General features: G+C 53.1%; 21 protein-coding genes and 1 other annotated feature. Of the genes, 12 read left to right on the top strand and 9 right to left on the bottom strand.

Annotation, left to right across the window (positions count from 1 at the left end; genetic code table 11):
• Positions 1 to 37: 37 nt before the first annotated feature.
• Entirely contained in the window at positions 38 to 1,039 is a 1,002-nt protein-coding gene (locus I2123_RS20630) for a zinc-binding alcohol dehydrogenase family protein (RefSeq protein ID WP_112168182.1), read from the bottom strand.
• A 108-nt stretch (positions 1,040 to 1,147) separates the two neighbouring features.
• Between I2123_RS20630 and I2123_RS20625 the strand changes: the two genes are divergently transcribed.
• A complete protein-coding gene (locus tag I2123_RS20625; RefSeq protein WP_213051402.1) occupies positions 1,148 to 2,056 on the top strand; it encodes a LysR family transcriptional regulator in 909 nt (302 codons plus the stop codon).
• 59 nt (positions 2,057 to 2,115) lie between these two features.
• On the opposite strand, the gene ettA is transcribed toward I2123_RS20625, so the two are convergent.
• The 3 genes from ettA to I2123_RS20610 form a co-directional block, all read right to left on the bottom strand.
• Complete coding sequence (ettA, locus tag I2123_RS20620) at positions 2,116 to 3,783, bottom strand: energy-dependent translational throttle protein EttA (protein WP_213051401.1); 1,668 nt, start codon at positions 3,781 to 3,783, stop codon at positions 2,116 to 2,118.
• 218 nt (positions 3,784 to 4,001) lie between these two features.
• Entirely contained in the window at positions 4,002 to 4,685 is a 684-nt protein-coding gene (gene rcsA, locus I2123_RS20615) for a transcriptional regulator RcsA (RefSeq protein WP_244207756.1), read from the bottom strand.
• A gap of 316 nt (positions 4,686 to 5,001) precedes the next feature.
• Positions 5,002 to 7,740, bottom strand: coding sequence for a cation-transporting P-type ATPase (locus I2123_RS20610; RefSeq protein ID WP_112168185.1), 2,739 nt, complete (start codon positions 7,738 to 7,740; stop codon positions 5,002 to 5,004).
• Between the two features lie 631 nt (positions 7,741 to 8,371).
• Here I2123_RS20610 and sltY point away from each other — a divergent pair.
• Both sltY and trpR read left to right on the top strand, forming a co-directional pair.
• Positions 8,372 to 10,291 (top strand): murein transglycosylase, encoded by a 1,920-nt coding sequence (sltY, locus tag I2123_RS20605; RefSeq protein WP_213052583.1) that lies wholly within the window; start codon positions 8,372 to 8,374, stop codon positions 10,289 to 10,291.
• Between the two features lie 55 nt (positions 10,292 to 10,346).
• On the top strand, positions 10,347 to 10,697 hold the full coding sequence (gene trpR, locus I2123_RS20600; protein ID WP_112168187.1) for a trp operon repressor: 351 nt from the start codon (positions 10,347 to 10,349) through the stop codon (positions 10,695 to 10,697).
• Between the two features lie 22 nt (positions 10,698 to 10,719).
• On the opposite strand, the gene yjjX is transcribed toward trpR, so the two are convergent.
• Complete coding sequence (yjjX, locus tag I2123_RS20595) at positions 10,720 to 11,253, bottom strand: inosine/xanthosine triphosphatase (protein WP_112168188.1); 534 nt, start codon at positions 11,251 to 11,253, stop codon at positions 10,720 to 10,722.
• A 51-nt stretch (positions 11,254 to 11,304) separates the two neighbouring features.
• Between yjjX and gpmB the strand changes: the two genes are divergently transcribed.
• The gene (gene gpmB, locus I2123_RS20590) at positions 11,305 to 11,952 is read left to right on the top strand and encodes a 2,3-diphosphoglycerate-dependent phosphoglycerate mutase GpmB (protein ID WP_112168189.1); all 648 of its coding nucleotides are present in this window, start codon (positions 11,305 to 11,307) and stop codon (positions 11,950 to 11,952) included.
• 12 nt (positions 11,953 to 11,964) lie between these two features.
• Here the strand turns inward: gpmB and robA are convergent, their stop codons facing one another.
• Complete coding sequence (gene robA / locus I2123_RS20585; protein WP_112168190.1) at positions 11,965 to 12,828, bottom strand: MDR efflux pump AcrAB transcriptional activator RobA; 864 nt, start codon at positions 12,826 to 12,828, stop codon at positions 11,965 to 11,967.
• 208 nt (positions 12,829 to 13,036) lie between these two features.
• Here robA and creA point away from each other — a divergent pair, with 208 nt between their 5' ends.
• Positions 13,037 to 13,519, top strand: coding sequence for a protein CreA (creA, locus tag I2123_RS20580; RefSeq protein ID WP_112168191.1), 483 nt, complete (start codon positions 13,037 to 13,039; stop codon positions 13,517 to 13,519).
• A gap of 118 nt (positions 13,520 to 13,637) precedes the next feature.
• On the opposite strand, the gene arcA is transcribed toward creA, so the two are convergent.
• Positions 13,638 to 14,354 (bottom strand): two-component system response regulator ArcA, encoded by a 717-nt coding sequence (gene arcA, locus I2123_RS20575; RefSeq protein ID WP_112168192.1) that lies wholly within the window; start codon positions 14,352 to 14,354, stop codon positions 13,638 to 13,640.
• 668 nt (positions 14,355 to 15,022) lie between these two features.
• On the opposite strand from arcA, the gene I2123_RS20570 reads away from it, so the two are divergent.
• The 5 genes from I2123_RS20570 (at position 15,023) to thrC (ending at position 20,792) form a co-directional block, all read left to right on the top strand.
• Positions 15,023 to 15,709, top strand: coding sequence for a tRNA/rRNA methyltransferase (locus I2123_RS20570; protein ID WP_112168193.1), 687 nt, complete (start codon positions 15,023 to 15,025; stop codon positions 15,707 to 15,709).
• A 216-nt stretch (positions 15,710 to 15,925) separates the two neighbouring features.
• Positions 15,926 to 15,994 (top strand): thr operon leader peptide, encoded by a 69-nt coding sequence (gene thrL, locus I2123_RS20565; RefSeq protein WP_071823645.1) that lies wholly within the window; start codon positions 15,926 to 15,928, stop codon positions 15,992 to 15,994.
• Positions 15,933 to 16,050 (top strand) — a sequence feature (Thr leader region). Its footprint overlaps the gene before it by 62 nt.
• Positions 16,051 to 16,087: 37 nt before the next feature.
• Positions 16,088 to 18,547, top strand: a complete 2,460-nt coding sequence (gene thrA / locus I2123_RS20560) for a bifunctional aspartate kinase/homoserine dehydrogenase I (protein WP_112168194.1) — start codon at positions 16,088 to 16,090, stop codon at positions 18,545 to 18,547.
• Between the two features lies 1 nt (position 18,548).
• Positions 18,549 to 19,478: a homoserine kinase gene (thrB, locus tag I2123_RS20555; protein WP_213051400.1), complete on the top strand. Its 930-nt coding sequence runs from the start codon at positions 18,549 to 18,551 to the stop codon at positions 19,476 to 19,478.
• A 24-nt stretch (positions 19,479 to 19,502) separates the two neighbouring features.
• Positions 19,503 to 20,792: a threonine synthase gene (gene thrC / locus I2123_RS20550; protein ID WP_112168196.1), complete on the top strand. Its 1,290-nt coding sequence runs from the start codon at positions 19,503 to 19,505 to the stop codon at positions 20,790 to 20,792.
• 69 nt (positions 20,793 to 20,861) lie between these two features.
• Here the strand turns inward: thrC and yaaA are convergent, their stop codons facing one another.
• Both yaaA and I2123_RS20540 read right to left on the bottom strand, forming a co-directional pair.
• On the bottom strand, positions 20,862 to 21,635 hold the full coding sequence (gene yaaA, locus I2123_RS20545; protein WP_213051399.1) for a peroxide stress protein YaaA: 774 nt from the start codon (positions 21,633 to 21,635) through the stop codon (positions 20,862 to 20,864).
• A gap of 112 nt (positions 21,636 to 21,747) precedes the next feature.
• Entirely contained in the window at positions 21,748 to 23,175 is a 1,428-nt protein-coding gene (locus I2123_RS20540; RefSeq protein WP_213051398.1) for an alanine/glycine:cation symporter family protein, read from the bottom strand.
• Positions 23,176 to 23,447: 272 nt separating this feature from the next.
• Here I2123_RS20540 and tal point away from each other — a divergent pair, with 272 nt between their 5' ends.
• Entirely contained in the window at positions 23,448 to 24,401 is a 954-nt protein-coding gene (gene tal / locus I2123_RS20535; protein WP_112168232.1) for a transaldolase, read from the top strand.
• Positions 24,402 to 24,570: 169 nt separating this feature from the next.
• On the top strand, positions 24,571 to 25,158 hold the full coding sequence (gene mog / locus I2123_RS20530) for a molybdopterin adenylyltransferase (protein ID WP_112168199.1): 588 nt from the start codon (positions 24,571 to 24,573) through the stop codon (positions 25,156 to 25,158).
• The last annotated feature ends 99 nt before the right edge of the window (positions 25,159 to 25,257 follow it).

The raw sequence follows: 25,257 nt of genomic DNA, 5'->3' as shown, positions 1-25,257 counted from the left end.
CGCAAGTGACGGCTTTTTTATTTCCAACGGTGTCTGCTTAGAATGCGACGACCACTTTGCCCTGCATATGACCGTCGAGCACTTTGGCGTGCGCGGCTTCGATGCTTTCAACGCTCAGGCCGTGAAGGGTATCGCTCAGCGTGGTCTGCACTTTGCCTTCATCCACCAGCGCGGCGACCTGTTTGAGGATTTCGCCCTGCTGCGCGATGTCCGGCGTATTGAACATGCTGCGGGTGTACATCAGTTCCCAGTGCAGCGCGGCGCTTTTCAGCTTCAGCTGGTTCATATCCAGCGGATGTTCGTTCTCAACGATGGTACAGATGTGGCCCATCGGCGCGATCAGATCGGAAATCGCTGCCCAGTGACCGTCGGTATCGTTCAGGCACAGAATGAAATCCACCTGTTTGATGTCATGCTTCGCCAGTTCGCCTTTCAGATCTTTGTAGTTCACGGTCAGATCCGCCCCGCGATCCAGACACCACTGCACGGATTCCGGGCGTGACGCCGTCGCAATGACTTTCACTTTGCTGCGCAACGACGCGAATGGGATCGCCAGTGATCCAACGCCACCGGCACCGCCGATGATCAGCAGGGTTTTGTCTTCTGAGGCATTCTGAATGTTCAGATGCTCAAACAGTGCTTCCCACGCGGTAAGCGCCGTCAGAGGCATCGCGGCGGATTCCGCCCAGTTCAGGCTTTTCGGTTTGACCGACACAATGCGTGAGTCGATCAGCTGTTCGGTGGCGTTACTGCCGGAGCGGGTGATATCACCGGCGTACCAGACTTCATCGCCCGCTTTGAAATTTTTGACCGCGCTGCCGACGGATTTGACGATACCGCTCGCATCCCAGCCGAGGACTTTCGGCGCATCCAGACCCTTTTTCTGTACGCCTTTATGCACTTTGGTATCGACCGGGTTGACTGACACGGCTTTCACTTCCACCAGCAGATCGTGTTCACCGGCGGCAGGCTGTGGTAATTCGACAGCGATGAAATGCGCCGGGTCTTTCGGGTTTACTGCGATTGCTTTAACAGACATCAGAATTTCTCCGTTTGCTTCTTAGGGTATACAGACAGTCTAGCCCTCCTGCGGTAAGCTGATAAGATGGACAATATCTAACAAAGTGTTCGGCTGAGGTGAACAATCGTGTTTAAACAATTGCAGGACATGGCGCTGTTTGCGCTGGTGGCAGAATGCGGCAGTTTCACGCAGGCGGCGAAACGCGCGGGTTTGCCGAAATCCAGCGTCAGTCAGCGCATCAGCCAGCTGGAAAAATCCCTCGGCCTGCGGCTGCTCAACCGCACCACGCGCCAGCTGAATCTGACTTTCGCCGGTGAACGCTATTTGATTCATTGTCAGGAAATGATGCAGGCCAGTGAGCGGGCGGAGCTGGCGATACGCCGTCTGCGCGACAATCCGAGCGGGCGGTTGCGCATTACCAGCCCGGCGGGACTGGGCGCGACGCTGCTGGCGCGTGTGAACGTCGAGTTTCAGAAGCGGTACCCCGACGTCTCGCTGGAAGTGTCAGTCTCCGATGCGATGGTCGATCTGGTGCAGGAAGGGTTTGATATCGCACTGCGCACCGGCAAACCGCAGGACTCCTCGCTGATTGGCCGTGATCTTGGCCACAGCCCGCGCTATCTGCTGGCATCTCCGGCGTATCTGGAGCAGCATCCGGCGCTCGAATCGCCGCAGCAGCTGGCGTCGCATCACTGTATCGCGCACCGTGCCTGGTCGGAGTGGGTACTGCACCGCGGCGAATCCTATCATCGCTGGCTGTTGCCTTCGACGCATACCACCGACAATCTGCTGTATGCGCGGGAATGCGCGCTGGCGGGGGCAGGCATCACGCTGTTACCGGCATTTTTGTGTCATGACGAAGTGGCGAAAGGCCTGCTGGTGCGGGTGCTGCCTGAGTGGGAAGCAGAGGGCAACGATCTGTATCTGGTCTATCCGGGGAGGAAACTGAATTCTCCGGCGCTGGCCTGTTTTATCGATTTTATGCTGGAAGAGTACGGCTTTGCGAAGAGCTACAATGAGACGCTTGCGGGGTAACCGACAGACATAAAAAAGGCCCGTTTCCGGGCCTTCGCTGAAAAGCATAAGTAAGAAGATTACTTGATGATTTTCTTGTACTTGATGCGTTTTGGCTCTAACGCTTCGGCACCTAAAGTCCGTTTTTTGTATTCTTCGTATTCGGTGAAGTTACCTTCGAAGAATTCCACTTTGCCTTCATCCTGATAATCGAGGATGTGGGTCGCGATGCGGTCGAGGAACCAGCGGTCATGGGAAATGACCATGGCGCAGCCTGGGAATTCCAGCAAGGCGTTTTCCAGCGCGCGGAGGGTTTCGATATCCAGGTCGTTGGTCGGTTCATCGAGCAGCAACATGTTACCGCCAACCTGCAGCAGTTTAGCCAGATGCAGACGACCACGCTCACCACCGGACAGTTCGCCAACGCGTTTGCCCTGATCAACACCTTTGAAGTTAAAGCGGCCAACGTAGGCGCGGCTTGGCATTTCAGTGGTACCGACGCGCATGATGTCCTGACCACCGGACACTTCTTCCCACACGGTTTTGCTGTTGTCCATGGAATCACGGAACTGATCGACGGACGCCAGTTTCACCGTATCACCCAGCTCGATGGTACCGGCGTTCGGTGCTTCCTGACCTGACATCATGCGGAACAGCGTGGATTTACCCGCGCCGTTCGGACCGATGATCCCGACAATCGCGCCTTTTGGCACGGTGAAGGATAAATCATCGATCAGCACACGGTCGCCGTAAGACTTGCTCAGGTTTTTCACTTCAACGACTTTGTCGCCAAGGCGTGGACCCGGTGGAATGAACAGTTCGTTGGTTTCGTTACGTTTCTGGTATTCGGTGCTGTTCAGTTCTTCAAAGCGTGCCAGACGGGCCTTGCCTTTAGACTGACGGCCTTTTGCGCCCTGACGTACCCATTCCAGCTCTTTCTCGATAGATTTACGACGAGCCGCTTCAGAAGAAGCTTCCTGCGCCAGACGTTCATCTTTCTGTTCCAGCCAGCTGGAATAGTTACCTTCCCACGGAATACCTTCACCGCGGTCAAGCTCCAGGATCCATCCGGCTACGTTATCGAGGAAGTAACGGTCATGGGTGATCGCCACAACGGTGCCTTCGAAATCGTGCAGGAAACGTTCCAGCCATGCCACGGATTCTGCATCCAGGTGGTTGGTAGGTTCGTCGAGAAGCAGCATGTCTGGTTTTTCCAGCAACAGGCGGCACAGTGCCACACGGCGGCGTTCGCCCCCTGAGAGGGTCGCGACTTTCGCGTCCCAGTCGGCCAGACGCAGCGCATCGGCGGCGCGTTCCAGCTGGCTGTTAAGGTTGTGGCCGTCATGCGCCTGAATGATCTCTTCCAGACGGCCCTGTTCGGCGGCCAGTTTGTCGAAATCAGCGTCAGGATCGGCATACAGTGTATAGACCTCATCGAGACGTTTTAACGCGCCAACGACTTCGGAAACGGCTTCTTCCACGGACTCACGCACGGTGTGTTCCATGTTCAGCTGCGGTTCCTGCGGCAGATAGCCGATTTTAAGATCCGGTTGTGGGCGCGCTTCACCTTCGATGTCGGTATCAATACCCGCCATGATGCGCAGCAGCGTAGATTTACCTGAGCCATTCAGACCCAGAACACCGATTTTGGCGCCAGGGAAGAAACTCAGGGAGATGTTCTTAAGAATATGACGCTTCGGCGGAACAACTTTGCCGAGGCGGTGCATGGAATATACGTATTGAGCCACGTTGTTTTGAGCCTCTTTCTCTGCGGACCGCGCGTGTGTGCCAGACCAGAGTTCCTGATCCAACGGGCGCTGCGGCGAAATAAGCCAGCCCCGCCTGACTGCGGCATGACTGATAAGGGTTCCGACCGGCAAGTTTAGCGTGTTTCAGTCGTGTTCCCAACCATCAGCTTCACAGTAAGGCGAGAATGTTACCGGAGAAGGGGGAGGCTTAACGTTTTTCACCAACAGGAACCCATGATTTCCCCGGATTCACTGGCAGGGCGCAGCGGGCGGGGGCGGCCAACAAACATGCCGGAAGTCAGGATGTCAGTGAGTTTAACAACATGATAAATCGCCTGTTTATTTTGGGTTTTGACTTTGCGTTTGATATTGCCTTTGTGCGAGGCCACGGTCTTTTGCTTGATATTCAGATGCTGCGAAATGTTCTGCGTATCCAGACCTGACATCCACATTTTCAGAATGCTGAACTCGGTGCGGCTCAGGCTGACCGGCGTAAGATCTAACGGCACGCCGATTTCGATCGCGCGGGAGAGTTGCAGGTTATGGGCGATCAGCTGGTAAATCGTCGTGGTGCGGATCGATTTCGACACAATGATCACGTTGCGCCGGATTGGCACATAGTTCTGATAGTTGAGGTTATCTTTGGAAATGAACACAAAAAACAGCGTATCGGGACGGGCATTGATGACGGCTTTCAGCGCCTGCCCCGACCGCACATCCGACATAAAGCAGTCTTCATTTACAAAGATGATTTCAGGTGTGAGTGACTTGCAGGCGGTTTGCAGCTCGCTGATGTCCTTAAGCGAAAGAATATCTTTCTGGTGTTGTCCGTTCAGTTGCAATAGCGACTGCAATGCCAGTTGCGTGTAATAGCATTTATCTACAATGAGCGATGACATCATGCGTTACCTATTTTTGGCTCCCTGAATCTGCTGGTGCAGAAAGAGCTCGTTGTTATGTGACCGGCTTTGAATCTGTGGGGCGTACCCTGAAAATTGCCGGTAAGCGGCAATACTGAAAAAACTGTGTGCGGGAATACCCTTGGGCAGAGTAATAAGTCGGGGGCGGGTTGATGTAAATCAGTTGTGCGGGCTTTGGGATGTTTTGTGAGAAATTTGAGACGAAATGAGCCTGTGTGACCGTAATGTTTCAGAATTTGTCATATTTTTGAGAAAAAAAACCGGGCTACAGAACATAGCCCGGCAGTTTGCGTAAACGTCAGACTTTCTTGCGGATAAAGCGGTTCACCAGCCATTTCTCCATTTCGACGATGACGAAAATCATCGCCCCGACCACCAGCGTAATACCCCAGAATTTCAGTGGCATTGGCACGGTGCCGAACAGGCTGTTCATCACCGGCAGATAAATAATCGCCAGCTGCAACACCAGCAACACGGCGGAGACCACCCACAGACCTTTGTTGACGAACACTTCGCGGGTCAGCGGGAAACGGTCCATTACGCGACAGTTAAACATGTAGACCCACTGCGCGGTGACCAGCGTCTGCAACAGCACGGTGCGGATAAGGTCGCTGCTGTAGCCGCGCGGCTGCATCCAGGCTTCAAGGATAAAGGCGCTGCAGGCAATCAGGATACCGACGAACGCGATACGCCAGACCGAGTACAGGTCGAGAACATGTTGACCCGGTGCGCGCGGACGGCGACGCATCATGCCTTTCTCTGCCGGCTCGAAGGCCAGACCGAAGGAAAGCGTGGTCGAGGTGGCCATGTTCATCCAGAGGATCTGCACCGGCGTCAGCGGGATCACCGCACCGGCCAGAATTGCCAGAATAATCAGCAGGCCCTGCGCGAGGTTAGTTGGCAGAATAAACAGGATGGTTTTCTTCAGGTTGTCATAAACACGACGCCCTTCTTTCACTGCGCTGGCGATGGTCGCGAAGTTGTCATCAGTCAGTACCATATCAGCCGCTTCTTTGGTGACTTCAGTGCCTTTGATGCCCATTGCGATGCCGACGTCGGCCTGTTTCAGCGCAGGCGCATCGTTCACACCGTCGCCGGTCATGCCGACAACTTCGCCGGTGTCCTGCAAGGCTTTCACCAGACGCAGTTTATGCTCAGGACTGGTGCGGGCGAAGATGTCGTACTGGCTGGCGGCGACCGCCAGTTCTGCGTCGTCCATGTGCTCCAGCTGGTAGCCGGTGATGGAATCGCCGCTGTTGCCGATACCCAGCATTTTGCCGATAGCCATTGCGGTTTCCTGATGGTCACCGGTGATCATTTTGACGCGGATCCCGGCCTGCTGGCACTGGGCAATCGCATCAATCGCTTCCGGACGCGGCGGATCCATCATTCCGGCGATACCGGCGAAAATCAGACCGTCCTGCAAATCGTCATGGTGCAAATCGCCGTTAATTTGAGGCTCATCTTTGAACGCTGCGGCGACCATGCGCAGGCCCTGACGGGCATAGCGCGCCATTTCCTCTTCCCAGTACTCACGACGGAAAGGTTTGATGCCGTCTTCAGTCAGCTCAAATTTCGCCAGCGAGAACAGCACATCCGGTGCGCCGGTCAAAAACAGCTGCGTTTTGCCGTTAATGCGTTGCAGCGTGGACATGTATTTGTGTTTGGAGTCGAACGGGATTTTGTCCAGCGGCTCAATTTTGCCGGTATTCAGGTTTGATTTTGCCGCCAGCACTTTCAGCGCGCCGGAGGTTGGTCCGCCAGTGATGCCCCAGTGGCCTTTGTCGTCCTGCATCAGCTGGCTGTCGTTACAGATATCCACGGCGGTGATAAAGGTGTTGAGCACCGGCGTGTTAATGACATCGATCTGCTGCTGCGTCACGGCATCAACAATACGGCCTTTTGGCTGGTAGCTTTCGCCTTCGACGTTGTAGACGTGGTCGGCCAGGATTACGGCCTTGACGGTCATTTCATTCATCGTCAGGGTGCCGGTTTTATCCGAGCAAATGACGGTCATGGATCCGAGGGTTTCGACGGTCGGCAGCTTGCGGATGATGGCGTGATTTCGTGCCATCGACTGGACGCCCAGGGACAGAATAATTGAGATAATCGCCGGTAAACCTTCCGGTACGGAGGCGACCGCCAGACTGATCAGCGACAGCAGCAGTTCGCCGAGTGGCATATCACGCAGGATGAAGGCGAAAACGAACAGGAACGCCATCATCAGTAAAATCAGGGCGAAAATGCCTTTGCCCAGTTTATCGATTTGCTGCAACAGCGGGGTGCGCTGCGGCTTAATCTCAGACATCATTTGGTTGATGTGGCCGAGTTCAGTTTCTTTACCGGTGGCGTAAACCACACCGGATGCGGTTCCGCCGCTTATCATTGTGCCGGAGAACAGCAGATTGTGGCGGTCACCAATCATCACTTCGCCGTCAATGACGTGGGCGTTTTTGGTGACGACGGTGGATTCGCCGGTCAGGATCGCTTCTTCGACCTGCAGATTGTGGGCGCTGATGATGCGCAGATCAGCCGGGATCTTGTCGCCCGGACGCAGCTGCACGATATCACCGGGCACCAGCTGGTCAGCATTGATCGTTTGCACTTGTCCGTCGCGCAGGACGACGGCCTGGCTTGACAGCATATTCTGAATACTTTTCAGTGACTTCTCTGCGCTGTTTTCTTGCAAAAAGCCGATCAGCGCGTTGACGACCGCCACACCCAGGATCACAAAGGTATCAACCCAGTGTCCCATCGCGCCGGTCACAACCGCCGCGGCCAGCAGGATATAAATCAGGACATCATTAAAGTGCGCCAGAAAACGCATCAGCGCGCTTTTGGTTTGTTTTTCCGGCAGGGCATTTGGGCCATATTCATTCAGACGCTGAGTGGCGTCCTGAGGGCTCAGACCATTTTCGTCTGTGCCCAAACGTAGCATGGCTTCTTTACCGCTCAGCTGATACCAGGTTTTGTTTTCTGGCGAAGTTGAAGAGGAAGGACTGGCATTGGTTTTCACAACAGGTGATGAAGGATTCATAACGTTTTCCATAAGCGATTAAAAGAGTGTCGCAGATTTATTAATTCATCAGAGTAATTGCGGGAAATATCAAGCCGCTTTTACAATATGGGGGAGATGATAATTTAATACGGGAAAGCGGTTTTGATCTGAGTTAAGAAATACTTTGTTACGTGGGTTTTTAATATTTTTGTCTTTTAAAAACAATAAATTATAGAAATTAGGATTATCTGTATTTTTAACTTTTCATTTAACCTTTGTTTAGGAAGTAATTAATTAAGTAAATTAGCGTAAACAAAAATCAGGTTTGTCAGTGCATCTATTATAATTGTGATAGTAAGGTTGCTATCTTTTATCGCGAATAATCCTAAGAATATTTTAATTCACCTGTTAATAATAAGGTCATTATGCAGCCAATGTAAAAACGTCCCGGGATGTCTGGTAAGCATCCAACGTATGCACCACACTGTGTAAAGTTTGTGATGTCACGGCGGCATTACTTCAATTTTAAAAATGAATCGATTAGCGTAGGCGAGGTCTACAGTACGCAGAACAGTTTCGACATGAAAATCAGATCGTCTGTAGCGTTATACCTGTGCAATCTGCGCAGTAAGAAAGACAACCCGCGAGGATAAAGGTAAGTATGGTCAAGGTGGACAAGTGGTACTCGCTGGCAATGAGCGTGTTGCTGGTGACGGCGTCGGGCGCGGCGAAGGCAGATTCCCTCGACGCACAGCGTCAGCACTACATGCAGATTAAACAGGCGTGGGACAGCAACCAGATGGACGTCGTCAGTCAGCTGATGCCGACGCTGGAAGACTATCCGCTTTATCCTTATCTGGAGTACCGCCAGCTGACGCAAAATTTGGGCGAAGCGACGCCGGCTCAGATCAATGCTTTCGTGAAAGCTAATCCGACATTACCGCCTGCGCGCTCTTTACCTGCCCGTTTCGTGAACGAGCTGGCGAACCGTCAGGACTGGAACAGTTTACTCTCCTTCAGCCCGCAGGCACCGAAACCGGTCGCTGCGCGTTGTAACTTCTATTACGCCAAATGGGCGACCGGCGATCAGAAAACCGCCTTCGATGGTGCAAAAGACATCTGGCTCACCGGCACATCGTTGCCGAACGCCTGCGACAAGCTGTTCAGCGTCTGGCAGGGAGCCGGTAACCAAACCGCACTGACCACGTTGCAGCGAATTGGCCTGGCGATGAAAGCCGGGAATACCAATCTGGTGAATTTCCTCGCCAAACAGCTGCCGCCGGATTACCAGACCATGCGTGATGCGCTGCTGGATCTGCAAAACAACCCGAACACCATTGAAAGCTTTGCGCGCAGCGTCGGGCCGACCGATTTTACCCGTAATGCCACCAGCATCACATTCGCCCGCATCGCACGCGATGATTCAGAAAATGCGCGCTCGATGATCCCGGTGCTGGCGCGCTTGCAGAAAATGAGCGACAGCGATCGTCTGGAACTGGAAGAAGCCGTTGCCTGGCGCTATATGGGTAGCGATGTGACCCCGGAACAGGCGGCATGGCGCGACAACGTGATTCTGCGCAGCCATTCCACCACGCTGGTCGAACGTCGTATCCGCATGGCGCTGGCCGCAGGCGATCGTCAGGGATTAAGCCAGTGGCTGGATCGTTTGCCGTCGGAGGCTTTGGAGGAAGACGAATGGCAGTACTGGCGTGCGTCGGTGATGATCGATAAAGGTCAGAAATCGCAGGGCGAGGCGATGCTGCGAACGTTAATGAAAGGCCGTGGTTTCTACCCGATGGCGGCCGCGCAAAAGCTGAATATCGCGTACCCGATGCAGATTTCTGTCGCCGCCAAACCGGATGCCAGCATCGGCAAGCTGCCGGAAGTGGCACGCGTGCGTGAGCTGATGTACTGGCAGATGGATAATCTGGCGCGCACCGAGTGGAGCTATCTGGTGAGCAGTCGCAGTGAAACACAGCAGTCGGCGCTGGCGCGTTATGCTTTCGAGCAGAAATGGCCCGATCTGAGTGTGCAGGCGACCATCACCGGCAAGCTGTGGGATTATCTGGAAGAGCGTTTCCCGCTGGCGTGGCCGGATGAATTCCGCCGTGCAACCAATGACAAAGGTATTACCCAAAGCTATGCGATGGCGATTGCCCGTCAGGAAAGTGCGTGGAATCCGAAAGCCCGCTCGCCGGTGGGCGCAGCCGGTCTGATGCAGGTGATGCCTGCCACCGCGCAGCATACGGTGGATATGTTCAGCCTGCAGGGCTACAGCAATCCGGCGCAGCTGCTCGATCCGCAGATGAACATAACCATCGGCACCAGCTATCTGGAATATGTCTATCAGATGTTTGGCCGCAACCGAATTTTGGCCAGTGCTGCCTATAATGCCGGTCCGTCACGTGTGAACACCTGGCTGGGTAACAGCGCGGGCAGAGTGGATTCCGTGGCTTTCATCGAGAGTATCCCTTTCTCTGAAACGCGCCGATATGTTAAAAATGTGTTGGCATATGATGCGTTTTATCGTTACTTTTTACATCAACCCGCCAAGATTTTGACGGATGCCGAATGGCAGAGGCGTTACTGATCTCCGGTTGTCTATGTTAAGCTGCTGTACTAGTTCAATAGTATGGCAGCCTAACATGACTCAACGACCGCTCAATGACCCTGCTCTTTCCCAACAAGGCAATGAGGACTGGCAGTGCTTTCTGGCACTGCTACAGCAATCTTTTGCTGAAAATTTGCATCAGGATTTGCTGCAACTGCTTCTGACGCCCGACGAGCGTGCGGCGCTGGGTACGCGGGTGCGGATTATTCAGGAGCTGATGCGCGGAGAGATGAGTCAGCGGGAGCTGAAAAGCCAGTTAGGTGCAGGGATTGCCACGATCACGCGCGGTTCTAACGGTCTGAAGACCGCACCGGCACCGCTGAAAGCCTGGCTGGGAGAGCAACTGTTGACGGACACGTCATCGACAAACAAAACGGACGACTGATGCGTCCGTTTTGGGCTTAAATTTAGTGAGTTTGCGCTCGGATCTGATACACCGAATTATGGAAGGGCGCTAACGCCAGTACCAGTGCCTGATGATAAACACTGGTGCGGGTGAGTTTTCCTGCTGTAAACACGCCAATGGCACCGCCTTTGCGTTTCACTTCTGCGATACCCGTCAGCTTTTCCATCTCATCACCCAGTTCACTGCCCTGGTTAATTCCCTGTAAAATGATTTCAGGTAACATCAGGCTGGCTGAACGGGATTCGCCGCGCTGGTGCATGTTTTCAATCACCATCCATGCGAATGTCATATTGTCTTCGATACCGGCTTCAACGCCGACCCAGAAGTCAGCTTCCGGGCGAACCTGACGTGCGCCGATCACGCGGTGACGTGCACCGGTGCGGGTTTCGTTGCTGCCGATGGGCTGATTGGGAACACCACTATCGACGTCAACGCCTTCGATGCGAAATGCCTCAGCGCCGAAAATATCTTCAAAAGCCATGGCGATAGCTTTGATCTTTGCCGGGTTAGTGGTTGCAGCGACAACATGGTACATAGAGTTTTAGCATCCTTTAGCAAATTTCACGCAGTATAACGGAAAACACACATGTTACAGGTATATCTCGTCCGTCATGGCGAAACAGAATGGAACGCAGCGCGCCGTATTCAGGGGCAGTCAGACAGCCCTTTAACGGCAAAAGGTCTTTTTCAGGCCCGTCAGGTGGCGGAGCGTGTGCGCAAAGAAGGGATCACACATGTCATCACCAGTGATTTGGGGCGTACCCGTCACACCGCGCAAATTATCGCTGATGCCTGCGGCTGTGAAGTGATCGAGGAACCGCGCCTGCGCGAGCTGCATATGGGCGTACTCGAAGAGCGCATTCTGGATGGACTGACGGAGCAGGAAGAGGTCTGGCGCAAGCAGATGGTGGACGGTTCGCCAAAAGGACGCATTCCCGAAGGTGAAACCATGACCGAGCTGGCCACGCGCATGCGCGCCGCGCTCGACAGTTGTCTGGAACTGCCCGCGGGCAGTAAACCTCTGCTGGTGAGCCACGGGATTGCGCTGGGCAGTCTTATCAGTACGATCCTGGGGTTGCCTGCTTATGCTGAGCGTCGTCTGCGCCTGCGTAACTGCTCGCTGTCGCGGGTCGATCATCAGGAAAGCGCCTGGCTGGCGAGTGGCTGGATTGTTGAAACAGCGGGCGATATCTCACATCTGGATCAGCCCGCACTGGACGAGTTACAGCGCTAATACCCGAAGGTATTAGCGGCGGATTGGGATCAGGTAATCACACTCTACTTCGGTCGGCGTCGTACCCGGTGCGCGGCCATTAGTGTAGAAGCGTTCGATGTCCTGTCCCTTTCTGCGTGTCAGTTTCAGCGTCGGTAAACAGGTGCTGTACAAGGTCAGAATGAATTCCTGTAAATGCTCAGGCGTGCCGTGGTAGTGGAACATGGCATATTCCCCTTCCTGCAACACAATCGGCTGACCTTCGACGTTTTCCGGCAAATGATTCGGTTCCAGCGCCGTGGTGTACATCACTTCCTGCTCATCATCCTTTTCCTGGCTTGGACGAGAATGGTGCAGGCCGTACAAGATCGGCGGCAGCGTTTTCGCTTCGCCAATGTACTGACGCCAGAAGTGACGGCGCATTTCGTTACGGTACGTGGTAATTTGCTCCAGCGTACAGGCGTAGCTCTGCGTCATCCCAATCAGATGTTGTTCTGGCAGTGAGATATACTCAGGCTGCGGCAGAATAAACGCACCGAGGCGGATCGGCGGACAAATGCCGAAGGAATGCCAGTCTTCAGCACGACGATACAGTGCGGGAGTCTGTGCAAACTGCTTTTTGAAAGCCCGGGTAAACGTTTGTTGCGAGTCAAAACGGTACTGAAGGGCAATATCTAAAATCGGGCGGCTGGTCAGGCGCAGTGCGACAGCCGCTTTGGAGAGACGACGGGCACGGATATACGCACCGATGGCATTATTAGTGACATCTTTAAACATTCGCTGCAGGTGCCACTTGGAATAGCCCGCCTTGGCGGCGACATTGTCGAGTGACAAAGGCTGGTCTAAATGGGTTTCTAACCAGCTAAGAAGGTCACGAATGATTCCTGCTTGATCCATAGATCGTCCTCGTTGAGCTAAGATAAATGCACAGAATGATGGCCAGCATAATAGCAACTTTTTACTGATAAGACTTCTTAAGAATTTTTTGGCTATCTGTGCTATTTACAGGTGTTACAGAGTATTTCATTCCAAAAGTGTGAATACACGCTTTCTGAATGGGGTTTCTTTAAAAAACAACGTCATGTTCATGACGTGGAGTAACTTAATGAATAAGTGTTGGATTTTTGTTTTTGGGATGTTTGTTTTTTGTTCTGGCACAGCCCATGCTGAGCAAGTGGGATCGGTGGATACGGTTTTCAAACTCTTCGGTCCGGATCACAAAATCGTGGTTGAGGCCTTTGATGATCCTGATATTAAAAATGTAACCTGTTATATCAGCCGTGCAAAAACCGGCGGTATTAAGGGAGGGCTGGGTCTGGCAGAAGATACGTCCGACGCAGCGATTTCCTGCCAGCAGGTTGGGCCTATCGAATTAAGCGATAAGATTAAGCAGGGCCAGGACAAAGGTACGGTCGTATTTCAGAAACGCACGTCTCTGGTGTTTAAAAAGCTCCAGGTGGTGCGTTTTTATGATGAGAAACGTAACGCACTTATTTACCTGAGCTATTCCGACAAAGTCGTTGATGGCTCACCGAAAAACGCGCTGAGTGCCGTGCCGATCATTCCGTGGGGTCATCCGGCACCGTAAGTCAGCGTATTTTTCCTGCAAGATATCGCATAAAAGAAAAGGCCAGCTTTCGCTGGCCTTTCACGTTGACTCACTCTGCAACAGAACGGTTGGCAACCCTCTGCGTGCGTCGGTGGGATCAGTCTTCCAGATCGCCGCAGAAACGGTAGCCTTCGCCGTGAATGGTGGCGATGATTTCCGGCGTATCAGGCGTCGCTTCGAAGTGTTTACGAATGCGGCGGATCGTGACGTCCACGGTACGGTCATGTGGTTTCAGTTCGCGGCCAGTCATTTTCTTCAGCAGATCGCCACGGGTTTGGATCTTGCCAGGGTTTTCGCAGAAGTGCAGCATGGCGCGGAATTCACTGCGCGGTAACTTGTATTGCTCGCCCTGCGGGCTGACCAGTGAACGGCTGTTGATGTCTAATTCCCAGCCATTGAATTTGTAGCTTTCAACCAGACGACGTTCTTCACCGGTAGTACCCAGGTTCATCGTGCGGGAAAGCAGGTTGCGAGCGCGGATAGTCAGCTCACGCGGGTTGAATGGCTTGGTGATGTAATCATCAGCGCCGATTTCAAGGCCCAGAATTTTATCGACTTCGTTGTCGCGGCCAGTCAGGAACATCAGTGCTACGCTGGCTTGTTCACGCAGTTCGCGCGCCAGCAGCAGGCCATTTTTGCCTGGCAGGTTGATGTCCATGATCACCAGATTGATGTCATTTTCGGACAGGATGTGGTGCATTTCTGCGCCATCATTGGCTTCATGTACCATGTAGCCTTCGGCTTCGAAAATGCTCTTTAACGTATTACGTGTCACTAACTCGTCTTCGACGATCAGAATATGTGGGGTCTGCATGATTGCTACCTAAGATTGCCAACAAATAGAAAATAGGAGTACAGAAGTCCTTGTTATCCCGATGAAATTCGACAGCTTACAGGCTATCTCACTCGTTACATGACTAAAGTACGTAAATGCGTTCTCGATGCAATTTCCATTAACGGCAACCACATCGCAAGCTTGGTCAGGGATTCCACTTTCTGCAGTTCCACGTGGTCCTAAAGCGGCGCACATCCTAACCTTATTAACAGCAATATAACAGCGAGTGCCGAAATTACCACCCAACAAAACTACGATTTGTTGACATATATCAAGTTCAATTGTAGCACGGTAACAGAAACGTGAAAAACACTTATAAGAATGCACGCTTGAGTCACATTTCGTCCATTATTGTACACGATTCAGCAAATCCAGAAGTAAGCGCAGATAAATGAGAAAATGACCATGGGCGGTATTATATATCCCTATGAAAAACATTGATTTAAATTTACATGAGCTTTGCTTAACCGCGCCAGCCGCTTTTTTACCTGTCAGCTAAGGTTTTCCGATAAAATGGATGAATATATTAGGTCGGCTGTTAAGTTCTTGTGAATAATATAAGCGTTGAATAGGTTCTGGCGCAGGATAAAAATTCATCGCTGAACAACACACGACAATTTCTTTCTCACTCTTTTCGAAGGTACGACATGCAACTTCATATTATTTTGGTTTCCCCTGCGCGCCCTGAAAATGTTGGGGCGGCGGCGCGTGCCATGAAAACCATGGGCTTCGCATCTTTGCGTATCGTCGACAGTGAAGCACATCTCAAACCTGAAGCCGGCTGGGTCGCGCACGGCTCGCAGGAAATCCTGCAAAATGCCCGGCATTTCGCGACGCTGGCTGATGCGCTGGTCGATATCGATTTCACCGTGGCGACCACGGCCCGCAGCCGCGCCCGTTTCCACTACTACTGCACGCCTCCGCAATTGCTGACGCAGCTTGAAGAGAAAAGCCACTGGGTGAATCATGCGGCGCTGGTGTTCGGTCGTGAAGATTCCGGGCTGACCAACGAAGAGCTGGAGCTGGCCGATATTCTGACCGGCGTGCCGATGGTGGCGGATTATCCTTCATTGAACCTGGGGCAGGCGGTGATGGTGTTCTGCTATCAGCTGTCATCACTCAATCAGGTTGCCGCCGTGCGTCCTGAAAATGCCGAGGCCGGGCAGCTAAACGCGTTGCGTTCCAGAGTGGGCCGGTTACTGCAAAATGTCGGCGCAGAAGATGACCAAAAACTGGCCGACTGGGTGCAGCAGCGGCTCGGACTTTTAGAGCAGCGGGATGCCGCCATGCTGCATACTTTGCTGCATGACATCGAAAAAAAGCTGAACTCATGATGTGAGGGCTTTTTTCTTTCAGGCAGTGTAATGTTCCGCTAGATGCGTTCATCCCTGTGAATTGCGCTGGAATTATTTTTAAATGCAGCGGATTGTTCATTTTGTACCGCCGATGGCTGAAGGTGTAAAATCAGAAAAAAATTGACTTGTTGTGCCTTATGCTTTAGCTAATAGAGGCAGACAGCGTAAAAACTCTAAGACAGACAGAAAATAAAAATGCGAATCATCAGCCTGAACACAACAATTATTACCACCACCGATACCACAGGTAACGGGGCGGGCTGACGCGTACAGGAAAAAAGAAAAAAAGCCCGCACCTAACCAGTGCGGGCTTTTTTTTTAACACTTTAAACGACGAGCTTCAGGAGAGAATCAGAAATGCGAGTGTTGAAATTTGGCGGGACCTCAGTAGCAAACGCAGAACGCTTTTTGCGGGTTGCGGACATTATGGAAAGCAATGCGCGTCAGGGACAGGTCGCAACGGTATTATCTGCACCTGCCAAAATTACCAACTCTCTGGTCGCCATGATTGAACGAACTGTCGCAGGACAGGATATTCATACCATCATGAGTGATGCAGAAAGCATTTTTGGACAGCTGATCGCCGGCCTGGCGGATGCGCAGCCGGATTTCGATCTGCCAAAAGTGAAAGCCTATGTCGACCACGAATTTGCCCAACTCAAGCAGCTGTTACACGGCATCGCCCTGCTGGGGCAGTGCCCGGACAGCGTTAACGCTTCTATCATCTGTCGCGGCGAAAAGCTTTCCATTGCCATTATGGAAGCGGTATTCATAGCCAAAGGTTTCGGCGTCACTGTCATCAATCCGGTTGAGAAGCTGCTGGCGCAAGGCCACTACCTTGAATCTACCGTCGATATCAACGAATCCACCCGCCGTATTTCGGCAAGCGCGATCCCGGCTGACCACATCGTGCTGATGGCCGGTTTCACCGCAGGCAACGACAAAGGCGAACTGGTGGTGCTCGGGCGTAACGGCTCCGACTATTCCGCCGCCGTGCTGGCTGCCTGTTTACGCGCAGACTGTTGCGAAATCTGGACCGACGTCGACGGCGTATATACCTGCGATCCGCGCATCGTTCCCGATGCACGTCTGCTGAAATCGATGTCGTATCAGGAAGCAATGGAGCTGTCGTACTTTGGTGCGAAAGTGCTTCATCCAAGAACTATCCTGCCGATTGCTCAGTTCCAGATCCCTTGCCTTATCAAAAACACCACCAACCCGCAGGCGCCCGGCACCCTGATCGGCAGCGAAAGCCTGGGTGACAATACGCCGGTCAAAGGCATCACCAACCTGAATAATATGGCGATGATCAACGTCTCCGGGCCTGGGATGAAAGGGATGATTGGCATGGCGGCGCGCGTTTTTGCCGTGATGTCCCGCTCAGGGATTTCAGTGGTGCTGATCACGCAGTCTTCTTCTGAGTACAGTATCAGCTTCTGCGTACCGCAAAACGAACTGGAGCGCGCACGTAAGGCGCTGGAAGACGAATTCTATCTTGAGCTGAAAGACGGCCTGCTGGAGCCGCTGGACGTGATGGAGAAACTGGCGGTCATTTCAGTCGTCGGTGACGGCATGCGTACCCTGCGCGGCATCTCAGCCAAATTTTTCTCCGCACTGGCGCGTGCCAACATCAACATCGTGGCCATTGCGCAGGGCTCTTCCGAGCGTTCGATCTCCGTCGTCGTCAATAATGAAGACGCGACTACCGGCGTACGCGTCAGCCACCAGATGCTGTTCAACACCGATCAGGTAATCGAAGTCTTCCTGATTGGCGTCGGCGGTGTCGGCGGTGCGTTGATCGAACAGATCCGCCGCCAGCAGGCATGGCTAAAAACCAAACATATCGACCTGCGCGTGTGCGGCATTGCCAACTCCCGCGCGTTGTTAACCAACGTGCACGGTATTGCCCTCGAGAGCTGGCAGGACGAGTTGGCGGCGGCGAAAGAGCCGCTGAATCTGGGTCGCCTGATCCGTCTGGTGAAGGAATATCATCTGCTGAACCCGGTGATCGTGGACTGTACCTCCAGCCAGGAAGTAGCCGATCAGTACGCGGATTTCCTGACTGACGGTTTCCACGTCGTCACGCCGAACAAAAAAGCCAATACCTCGTCGATGAACTATTACTATCAGCTGCGTAAAGCAGCGGATGGCTCGCGCCGTAAGTTCTTGTACGACACAAACGTCGGTGCCGGTTTGCCGGTGATTGAGAACCTGCAAAACCTGCTGAACGCCGGTGATGAACTGCTGCGTTTCTCCGGTATCCTTTCTGGTTCACTGTCGTTCATCTTCGGCAAGCTGGATGAAGGGATGTCCCTGTCTGCGGCCACGTTGCAGGCGCGCGATATGGGCTACACCGAGCCTGATCCGCGTGATGACCTGTCTGGCATGGACGTGGCGCGTAAGCTGCTGATTCTGGCGCGTGAGGCCGGATACATACTGGAACTGAGCGATATCGACGTGGAATCCGTTTTACCGCCTTCTTTCAATGCCGAAGGGGATGTGAATACCTTCGTCGCGCGTTTGCCGGAACTGGATGCGGAATTTGCGAAACGCGTTGCTCAGGCAACCGCTGAAGGCAAAGTGTTGCGCTATGTCGGTGCCATCGAAGAAGGGCGCTGCAAAGTAAAAATCGACGCCGTCGATGGTAATGACCCGCTTTATAAAGTAAAAAATGGTGAGAATGCGCTGGCGTTTTATAGTCGCTATTATCAGCCGTTGCCGCTGGTTCTGCGCGGTTACGGTGCCGGTAATGATGTGACGGCGGCAGGTGTGTTTGCCGATCTTTTGCGAACGCTGTCATGGAAGTTAGGAGTTTAATATGGTTAAGGTATATGCCCCGGCTTCAATTGGGAACGTCAGCGTCGGTTTCGACGTTCTGGGCGCAGCGGTTTCTCCGGTGGACGGAACGCTGCTCGGCGACTGTGTATCGGTCGAAGCAGCGACAGAATTCAGCCTGAAAAGCGAAGGCCGGTTTGTCTCCAAACTGCCGGATCGCATGGAAGACAATATCGTTTATCAGTGCTGGCAGCGTTTCTGTCAGGAGATTGGCAAAGACGTGCCGGTAGCGATGACGCTGGAAAAAAACATGCCGATTGGCTCAGGTCTCGGTTCCAGTGCCTGTTCGGTAGTCGCCGGTTTGATGGCGATGAACGAGTTCTGTGGTAAGCCGCTGAGTGAAAACCAGATGCTGGCGCTGATGGGCGAACTGGAAGGGCGTATTTCCGGCAGTGTGCATTTTGATAACGTCGCGCCGTGCTATCTCGGCGGCATCCAGCTGATGCTGGAAGAGCTGGATATTATCAGCCAGAACGTCCCCAGTTTTGACGACTGGCTGTGGGTGATGGCGTATCCGGGAATTAAAGTCTCAACGGCGGAAGCGCGCGCGATTTTACCGGCGCAGTATCGCCGTCAGGATTGCATCAGCCACGGGCGTTATCTGGCGGGCTTTATTCACGCCTGCCACACGCAGCAACCCTTGCTGGCTGCGAAGCTGATGAAGGACGTGATTGCCGAGCCGTACCGTACCCGTTTGCTGCCGGGCTTTGCACAAGCGCGCAGCGCCGCCGAAGAAATTGGCGCACTGGCGTGCGGGATTTCCGGTTCCGGTCCGACGCTGTTTGCGGTCTGTAATGACAGCGCAACGGCGAAACGTATGGCTGACTGGTTGCAGACGCACTATCTGCAAAATGACGAAGGCTTTGTTCATATTTGTCGTCTTGATACCGCCGGTGCGCGCGTGTTGGGATAACTCGAAAATTTATTGGGATAACAAATGAAACTGTACAACCTGAAGGATCACAACGAGCAGGTCAGCTTTGCTCAGGCCGTCAAACAAGGTTTGGGTAAACAGCAGGGCTTATTCTTCCCGCTGGACTTGCCGGAGTTTGAACTGACCGAAATCGACCGTCTGCTGGAACTGGATTTCGTGACCCGCAGCAGCCGCATTCTCTCTGCTTTCATCGGCGATGAAATTCCTGAAGACGAGTTACATCAGCGCGTCAAAAATGCGTTTGCTTTCCCGGCGCCGGTCGCCAAAGTGGAAGAAGACATCGCCTGTCTGGAGCTGTTCCACGGCCCGACGCTGGCGTTTAAAGATTTCGGTGGCCGCTTCATGGCTCAGATCCTGACGCAGGTGTCAGGCGACCAGCCGGTGACCATTCTGACCGCGACCTCTGGTGATACCGGCGCGGCTGTCGCACATGCATTCCACGGCATGAAAAATGTGCGTGTGGTGATTCTGTATCCGCGCGGCAAAATCAGCCCGTTACAGGAAAAACTGTTCTGTACCCTCGGTGGCAACATTCATACCGTGGCGATCGACGGCGATTTCGATGCCTGCCAGGCGCTGGTGAAACAGGCATTTGATGACGAAGAACTTAAACACGCGCTGAAACTGAACTCGGCGAACTCGATCAATATCAGCCGTCTGCTGGCGCAGATTTGTTATTACTTTGAAGCAGTTGCCCAGTTGCCTCAGGAAGCGCGCAATCAGCTGGTGGTGTCGGTGCCAAGCGGTAACTTTGGTGACCTGACGGCCGGTTTGCTGGCCAAATCCCTCGGCCTGCCGATCAAACGTTTCATCGCTGCCACTAACGCCAATGACACCGTGCCGCGTTTCCTGTCTAACGGGGAATGGGAACCGAAGAAAACCGTCGCAACGCTGTCGAATGCGATGGACGTCAGCCAGCCAAACAACTGGCCGCGCGTGGAAGAGTTGTATCGCCGCAAAATCTGGCAGCTGAAAGATCTCGGGTTTGGTGCGGTCAGCGATGACACCACTGAAGACGCGATGCGCGAACTGGCGGACATCGGCTATATCTCTGAACCGCACGCCGCGATTGCTTACCGGGTGCTGCGCGATCAGCTGCAACCTGGCGAATTCGGTCTGTTCATCGGTACCGCACACCCGGCGAAATTCAAAGAAAGCGTGGAGTCGATTCTGGGTCAGGACATCGGTCTGCCGAAAGAACTGGCTGAGCGCGCTGACCTGCCGCTGTTGTCGCATAACCTGCCGGCCAATTTCAGCGAAATGCGTGCTTTTCTGATGGCGCTGCCTGAATAACTACGCGGTCTTCTGAAATGCAAAAACCCTCTTCACGAGGGTTTTTTTATGCCTGTCGCATTGTAAAAATCAGCGCTCAGGGCGGGTAAATACCAGTTCGTTACCCTGCGAACGCGATTCATCAAAGGAATAACCTTCCAGGTTAAAATCCTGCAACTGCTTCGGTTTATCCAAACGCTCTTTGATGATGAAGCGGCTCATCAGGCCGCGCGCTTTTTTGGCATAGAAGCTGATGACTTTGTATTTGCCATTTTTCTCATCGAGGAAAACCGGCTTGATGATTTCGCCATCCAGCAATTTGGGTTTTACCGCTTTGAAGTATTCATCGGACGCCAGATTCACCAGCACTTTGCTTTTCTGTTCGTTTAAAAGCAGGTTAAGTTTTTCCGTCAGCAGTTCGCCCCAGAAGGCATACAGATTCGCACCCTGCGGATTTTCGAGGCGGATTCCCATTTCCAGACGGTAAGGCATCATCAAGTCCAGCGGGCGCAGCAGGCCATATAAGCCGGACAACATACGCAGATGTTTCTGGGCAAAATCGAAATCTTTCTCGCTGAAATCTTCTGCCTGCAAACCGGTATAAACATCACCTTTGAAGGCCAGCAGCGCCTGACGCGCATTCTTTGGCGTGAAATCAGGATGCCATTCGTTAAAGCGCTCGGCGTTCAGATGCGCGAGTTTATCGCTGATCCCCATCAAAGAAGAGATCTGCGCAGGCGACATTTTGCGCGCTACGGCGATCAGTTCGCTGGATTTATCCAGCAGCTCGGGCTGGGTATAGCGCGTTGTCGCAAGCGGGCTTTCGTAATCGAGCGTTTTGGCAGGAGAAATAATGGTCAGCATAGTGCGTCCGTTTGGTCAGTGACGGTTCAGATTCGGGAAATTTTCGTTGCTCTACTGTAGCAAAAAAGTCATTGAAATGGCGCGCGGGCGAAAATAACAACGATAGGCACAATCATTTTTGATGCGGATTTTTCCCCCAGATCCCCGGCTCAAGCTGGCCGCGTAACTCAGGAAAATGGTTCGGATTGAAAACAGGGATTTTCCCCATTCGTTGCTGACGTTCGTAGTCTTTCACGACTTTGACAGCGACGCCCGACAGTAACAGCAGGGCGGTCAGATTAAGCAGCGCCATCAGCGCCATAAAGATATCCGCCAGCTTCCAGAGAACCTGCAATTCCATCAGGCAGCCGATGAAAACAATAGCGATCACGAGCAGACGGAAAATCAGTAACTTCCCTGTGGATGCGACGCGTATGAAGCCCAGATTATTTTCCGCATAGGTGTAATTCCCTGTAATCGACGTAAACGCAAAGCAAAACACCAGCAGCGCGAGCACGATGTTGCTCCAGCCTGACATCGTCGGGGTAAGGGCCAGATGTAACAGTGAAATACCGGAAGGCGCACCGGGATTATCGAGCGCGCCGGAGGTCAGAATGATCAGCGCCGTCGCCGTGCAAATCACCACGGTATCGATAAATACCGCCAGCATCTGATTAAAACCGAGTGCCGCCGGATGGCTGACAGAGGCCATTGCAGCGGCATTAGGCGAGGAGCCGACACCCGCTTCGCTGGCGAATACGCCGCGCTGCATGCCCTGGGTGATAGCCTGCGTAATCCCAAACGCCAGCGCCCCGGAGGCTGCTTCCTGCAAGCCAAACGCGCTTTTGAATACCAGCGCCAGCACCTGTGGCAGTTTTTCCACGTTGTGACCAATCACCCAGACCGCCAGCAGCAAATATCCCAGCGCAATAAGCGGGATTAAGCCACGAGCCACCCGCGTAACAGAACGGATGCCGCCAAAAATAAGCAAGGCCGTCAGCGCGGCGAGTACAAAGGCAGTGGTCAGTGCCGGAGTATGCAACAGATGGAAAGAGGCTTGCGCGATGGCGTTGGCCTGTAAGGCAATGAAAATAAATCCGCAGGAAATCACGATCAAAAAAGAAAACAGAATGCCCATCCAGCGCATTCCCAGCCCTTTTTCCATGTAGTCAGCCGGTCCGCCACGGAATTTGCCGTTGAGTCCGGTGCTCTTATAAATCTGCGCCAGCGTATTTTCGATCATTGCCGTCGCCATGCTGAACATCGCGATGACCCACATCCAGAATATTGCGCCGGGGCCACCGAGTGTCACGGCGATGGCGACGCCGGTCAGATTCCCCGTACCAATACGCGACGAAAGGCTCAGGCAGAGCGCACTCCAGACGGTGGAACCTCTGTGGTCGGGATGATGTTTGAAAAGCGTGCAGGAAAACATATGGCGGAAGCGGCGAAACTGGATGAAACCGAGGCGAATACTGAGATAAATGCCGGTTCCCAGTAACAGATAAATCAGGATAGAGCTCCAGAGAACGGTATCGAAAAATTCCAGTAACTCGTTCATGACGTATCCTTGTTTGATTTACCGTTCATCGTTTTAAATCGGGCCGGGCGTACACCTCGCGCCGGAGGGGTAACATACCTTTTTTAACTAACAGGGAACATATGCATTTTGGCTAAATTTGTGTGTTTTGGAAGGTAGAAAAATCCATGATGTTCGTAGCCGAGCATGCCGTGATATGCGCCTTGCGCGTGGCTTTTTGCATGTTATCATCAGCCAAAGGCAAGGCATGAAAATGCCTATACGAAAACGTCCAAACGATGAGATATGCCAAAATGACCGATAAACTGACTTCCCTACGCCAAATGACTCAGGTTGTTGCTGACACCGGAGATATCGCGGCAATGAAGTTGTACCAGCCGCAGGATGCGACCACCAATCCGTCACTGATCCTGAGCGCTGCACAAATTCCTGAATACCGTAAACTGATCGACGAAGCAATCGCCTGGGCACGTGACCAGAGCAGCGATCACGCTCAGCAGATCACTGATGCCGCTGACAAGCTGGCAGTGAACATCGGTCTTGAAATTCTGAAACTGATCCCAGGCCGCATTTCGACTGAAGTCGATGCGCGCATGTCTTACGACACCGACGCCAGCATTGCCAAAGCTAAACGCCTGATCAAACTTTACAACGAAGCGGGCATCAGCAACGACCGCATCCTGATCAAACTGGCTTCTACCTGGCAGGGCATCCGCGCGGCGGAGAAACTGGAAAAAGAAGGCATCAACTGTAACTTGACGCTGCTGTTCTCCTTCGCACAGGCTCGCGCGTGTGCTGAAGCGGGCGTCTTCCTGATCTCTCCATTCGTTGGCCGTATTCTTGACTGGTACAAAGCCAATGGCGACAAAAAAGAGTTCGCGCCGAATGAGGATCCAGGCGTTGTGTCTGTGACCGAAATCTACGAATACTACAAACAACACGGCTATGAAACTGTCGTGATGGGCGCAAGCTTCCGTAACATCGGCGAAATCATCGAACTGGCTGGCTGTGACCGTCTGACCATCGCACCTGCACTGCTGAAAGAGCTGGCAGAGAGTGAAGGCCCGCTGGAACGTAAGCTGTCCTTCTCCGGAGAAACCAAAGCGCGTCCTGCACCACTGACTGAATCTCAGTTCTACTGGGATCATAATCAGGATCCAATGGCGATCGACAAACTGGCTGACGGCATCCGTAAGTTTGCTGTAGACCAGGGCAAACTGGAAAAAATGATTTCTGACCTGCTGTAATCAGCCTTCAGTTTTCAGTGAAAAGCGGCCTCTGAGCCGCTTTTTTTGTGCCTGAAATTCGGGGCTGCGGTAAAAATTTGTCTGAGTGATAAAACCCGCGTGCCGTTACCGATATACTGAGGGCTGATGACGGTAGCTTTTGCCGGGAATAATTCAGGGGAAACAGGACATGGATAAATTGCGAATTGGTCTGGTGTCAGTGTCAGATCGCGCGTCGAACGGCATTTATCAGGATAAGGGGATCCCGGCGCTAGAAGCGTGGCTTGAAAAAGCGCTGATTACGCCGTTTACGCTGGAAAAGAAATTAATCCCCGATGAGCAGCCTTTGATTGAGCAGGCCATCAGCGAGCTGGTGGACGAAAGTGGTTGTCATTTGGTGCTGACCACCGGCGGCACCGGTCCGGCGCGCCGTGATGTGACGCCGGACGCCACGCTGGCCATCGCCGACCGTGAGATGCCGGGCTTTGGCGAACAGATGCGTCAGATTAGCCTGCACTTTGTGCCGACGGCGATTTTGTCCCGTCAGGTGGGCGTGATCCGCAAACAGGCATTGATCCTAAATCTGCCGGGCCAACCGAAATCTATTCAGGAAACGCTCGAGGGCCTGAAAGATGCCGAGGGTAAAGTGATTGTGTCCGGTATTTTTGCCAGCGTGCCGTACTGCATTCAGCTGCTGGATGGGCCGTATATAGAAACGCATGACGACGTCGTAGCAGCTTTTCGCCCGAAGAGTGCCCGCCGCGATACAAAAAACTGAATACCGACGGTTTTTGAAAATATGCTGACATAAGATTCAGGCTCACTGGTGTGAAAATTATTTGCCGCTATAGTAATGATTACTTTACATGAGGCGGCA

Source organism: Rahnella inusitata (assembly GCF_018288855.1).
Taxonomy (GTDB): domain Bacteria; phylum Pseudomonadota; class Gammaproteobacteria; order Enterobacterales; family Enterobacteriaceae; genus Rahnella; species Rahnella inusitata.
The sequence above is the reverse complement of the archived record's forward strand: the minus strand, read 5'-3'. Positions and strand labels throughout refer to the sequence as shown.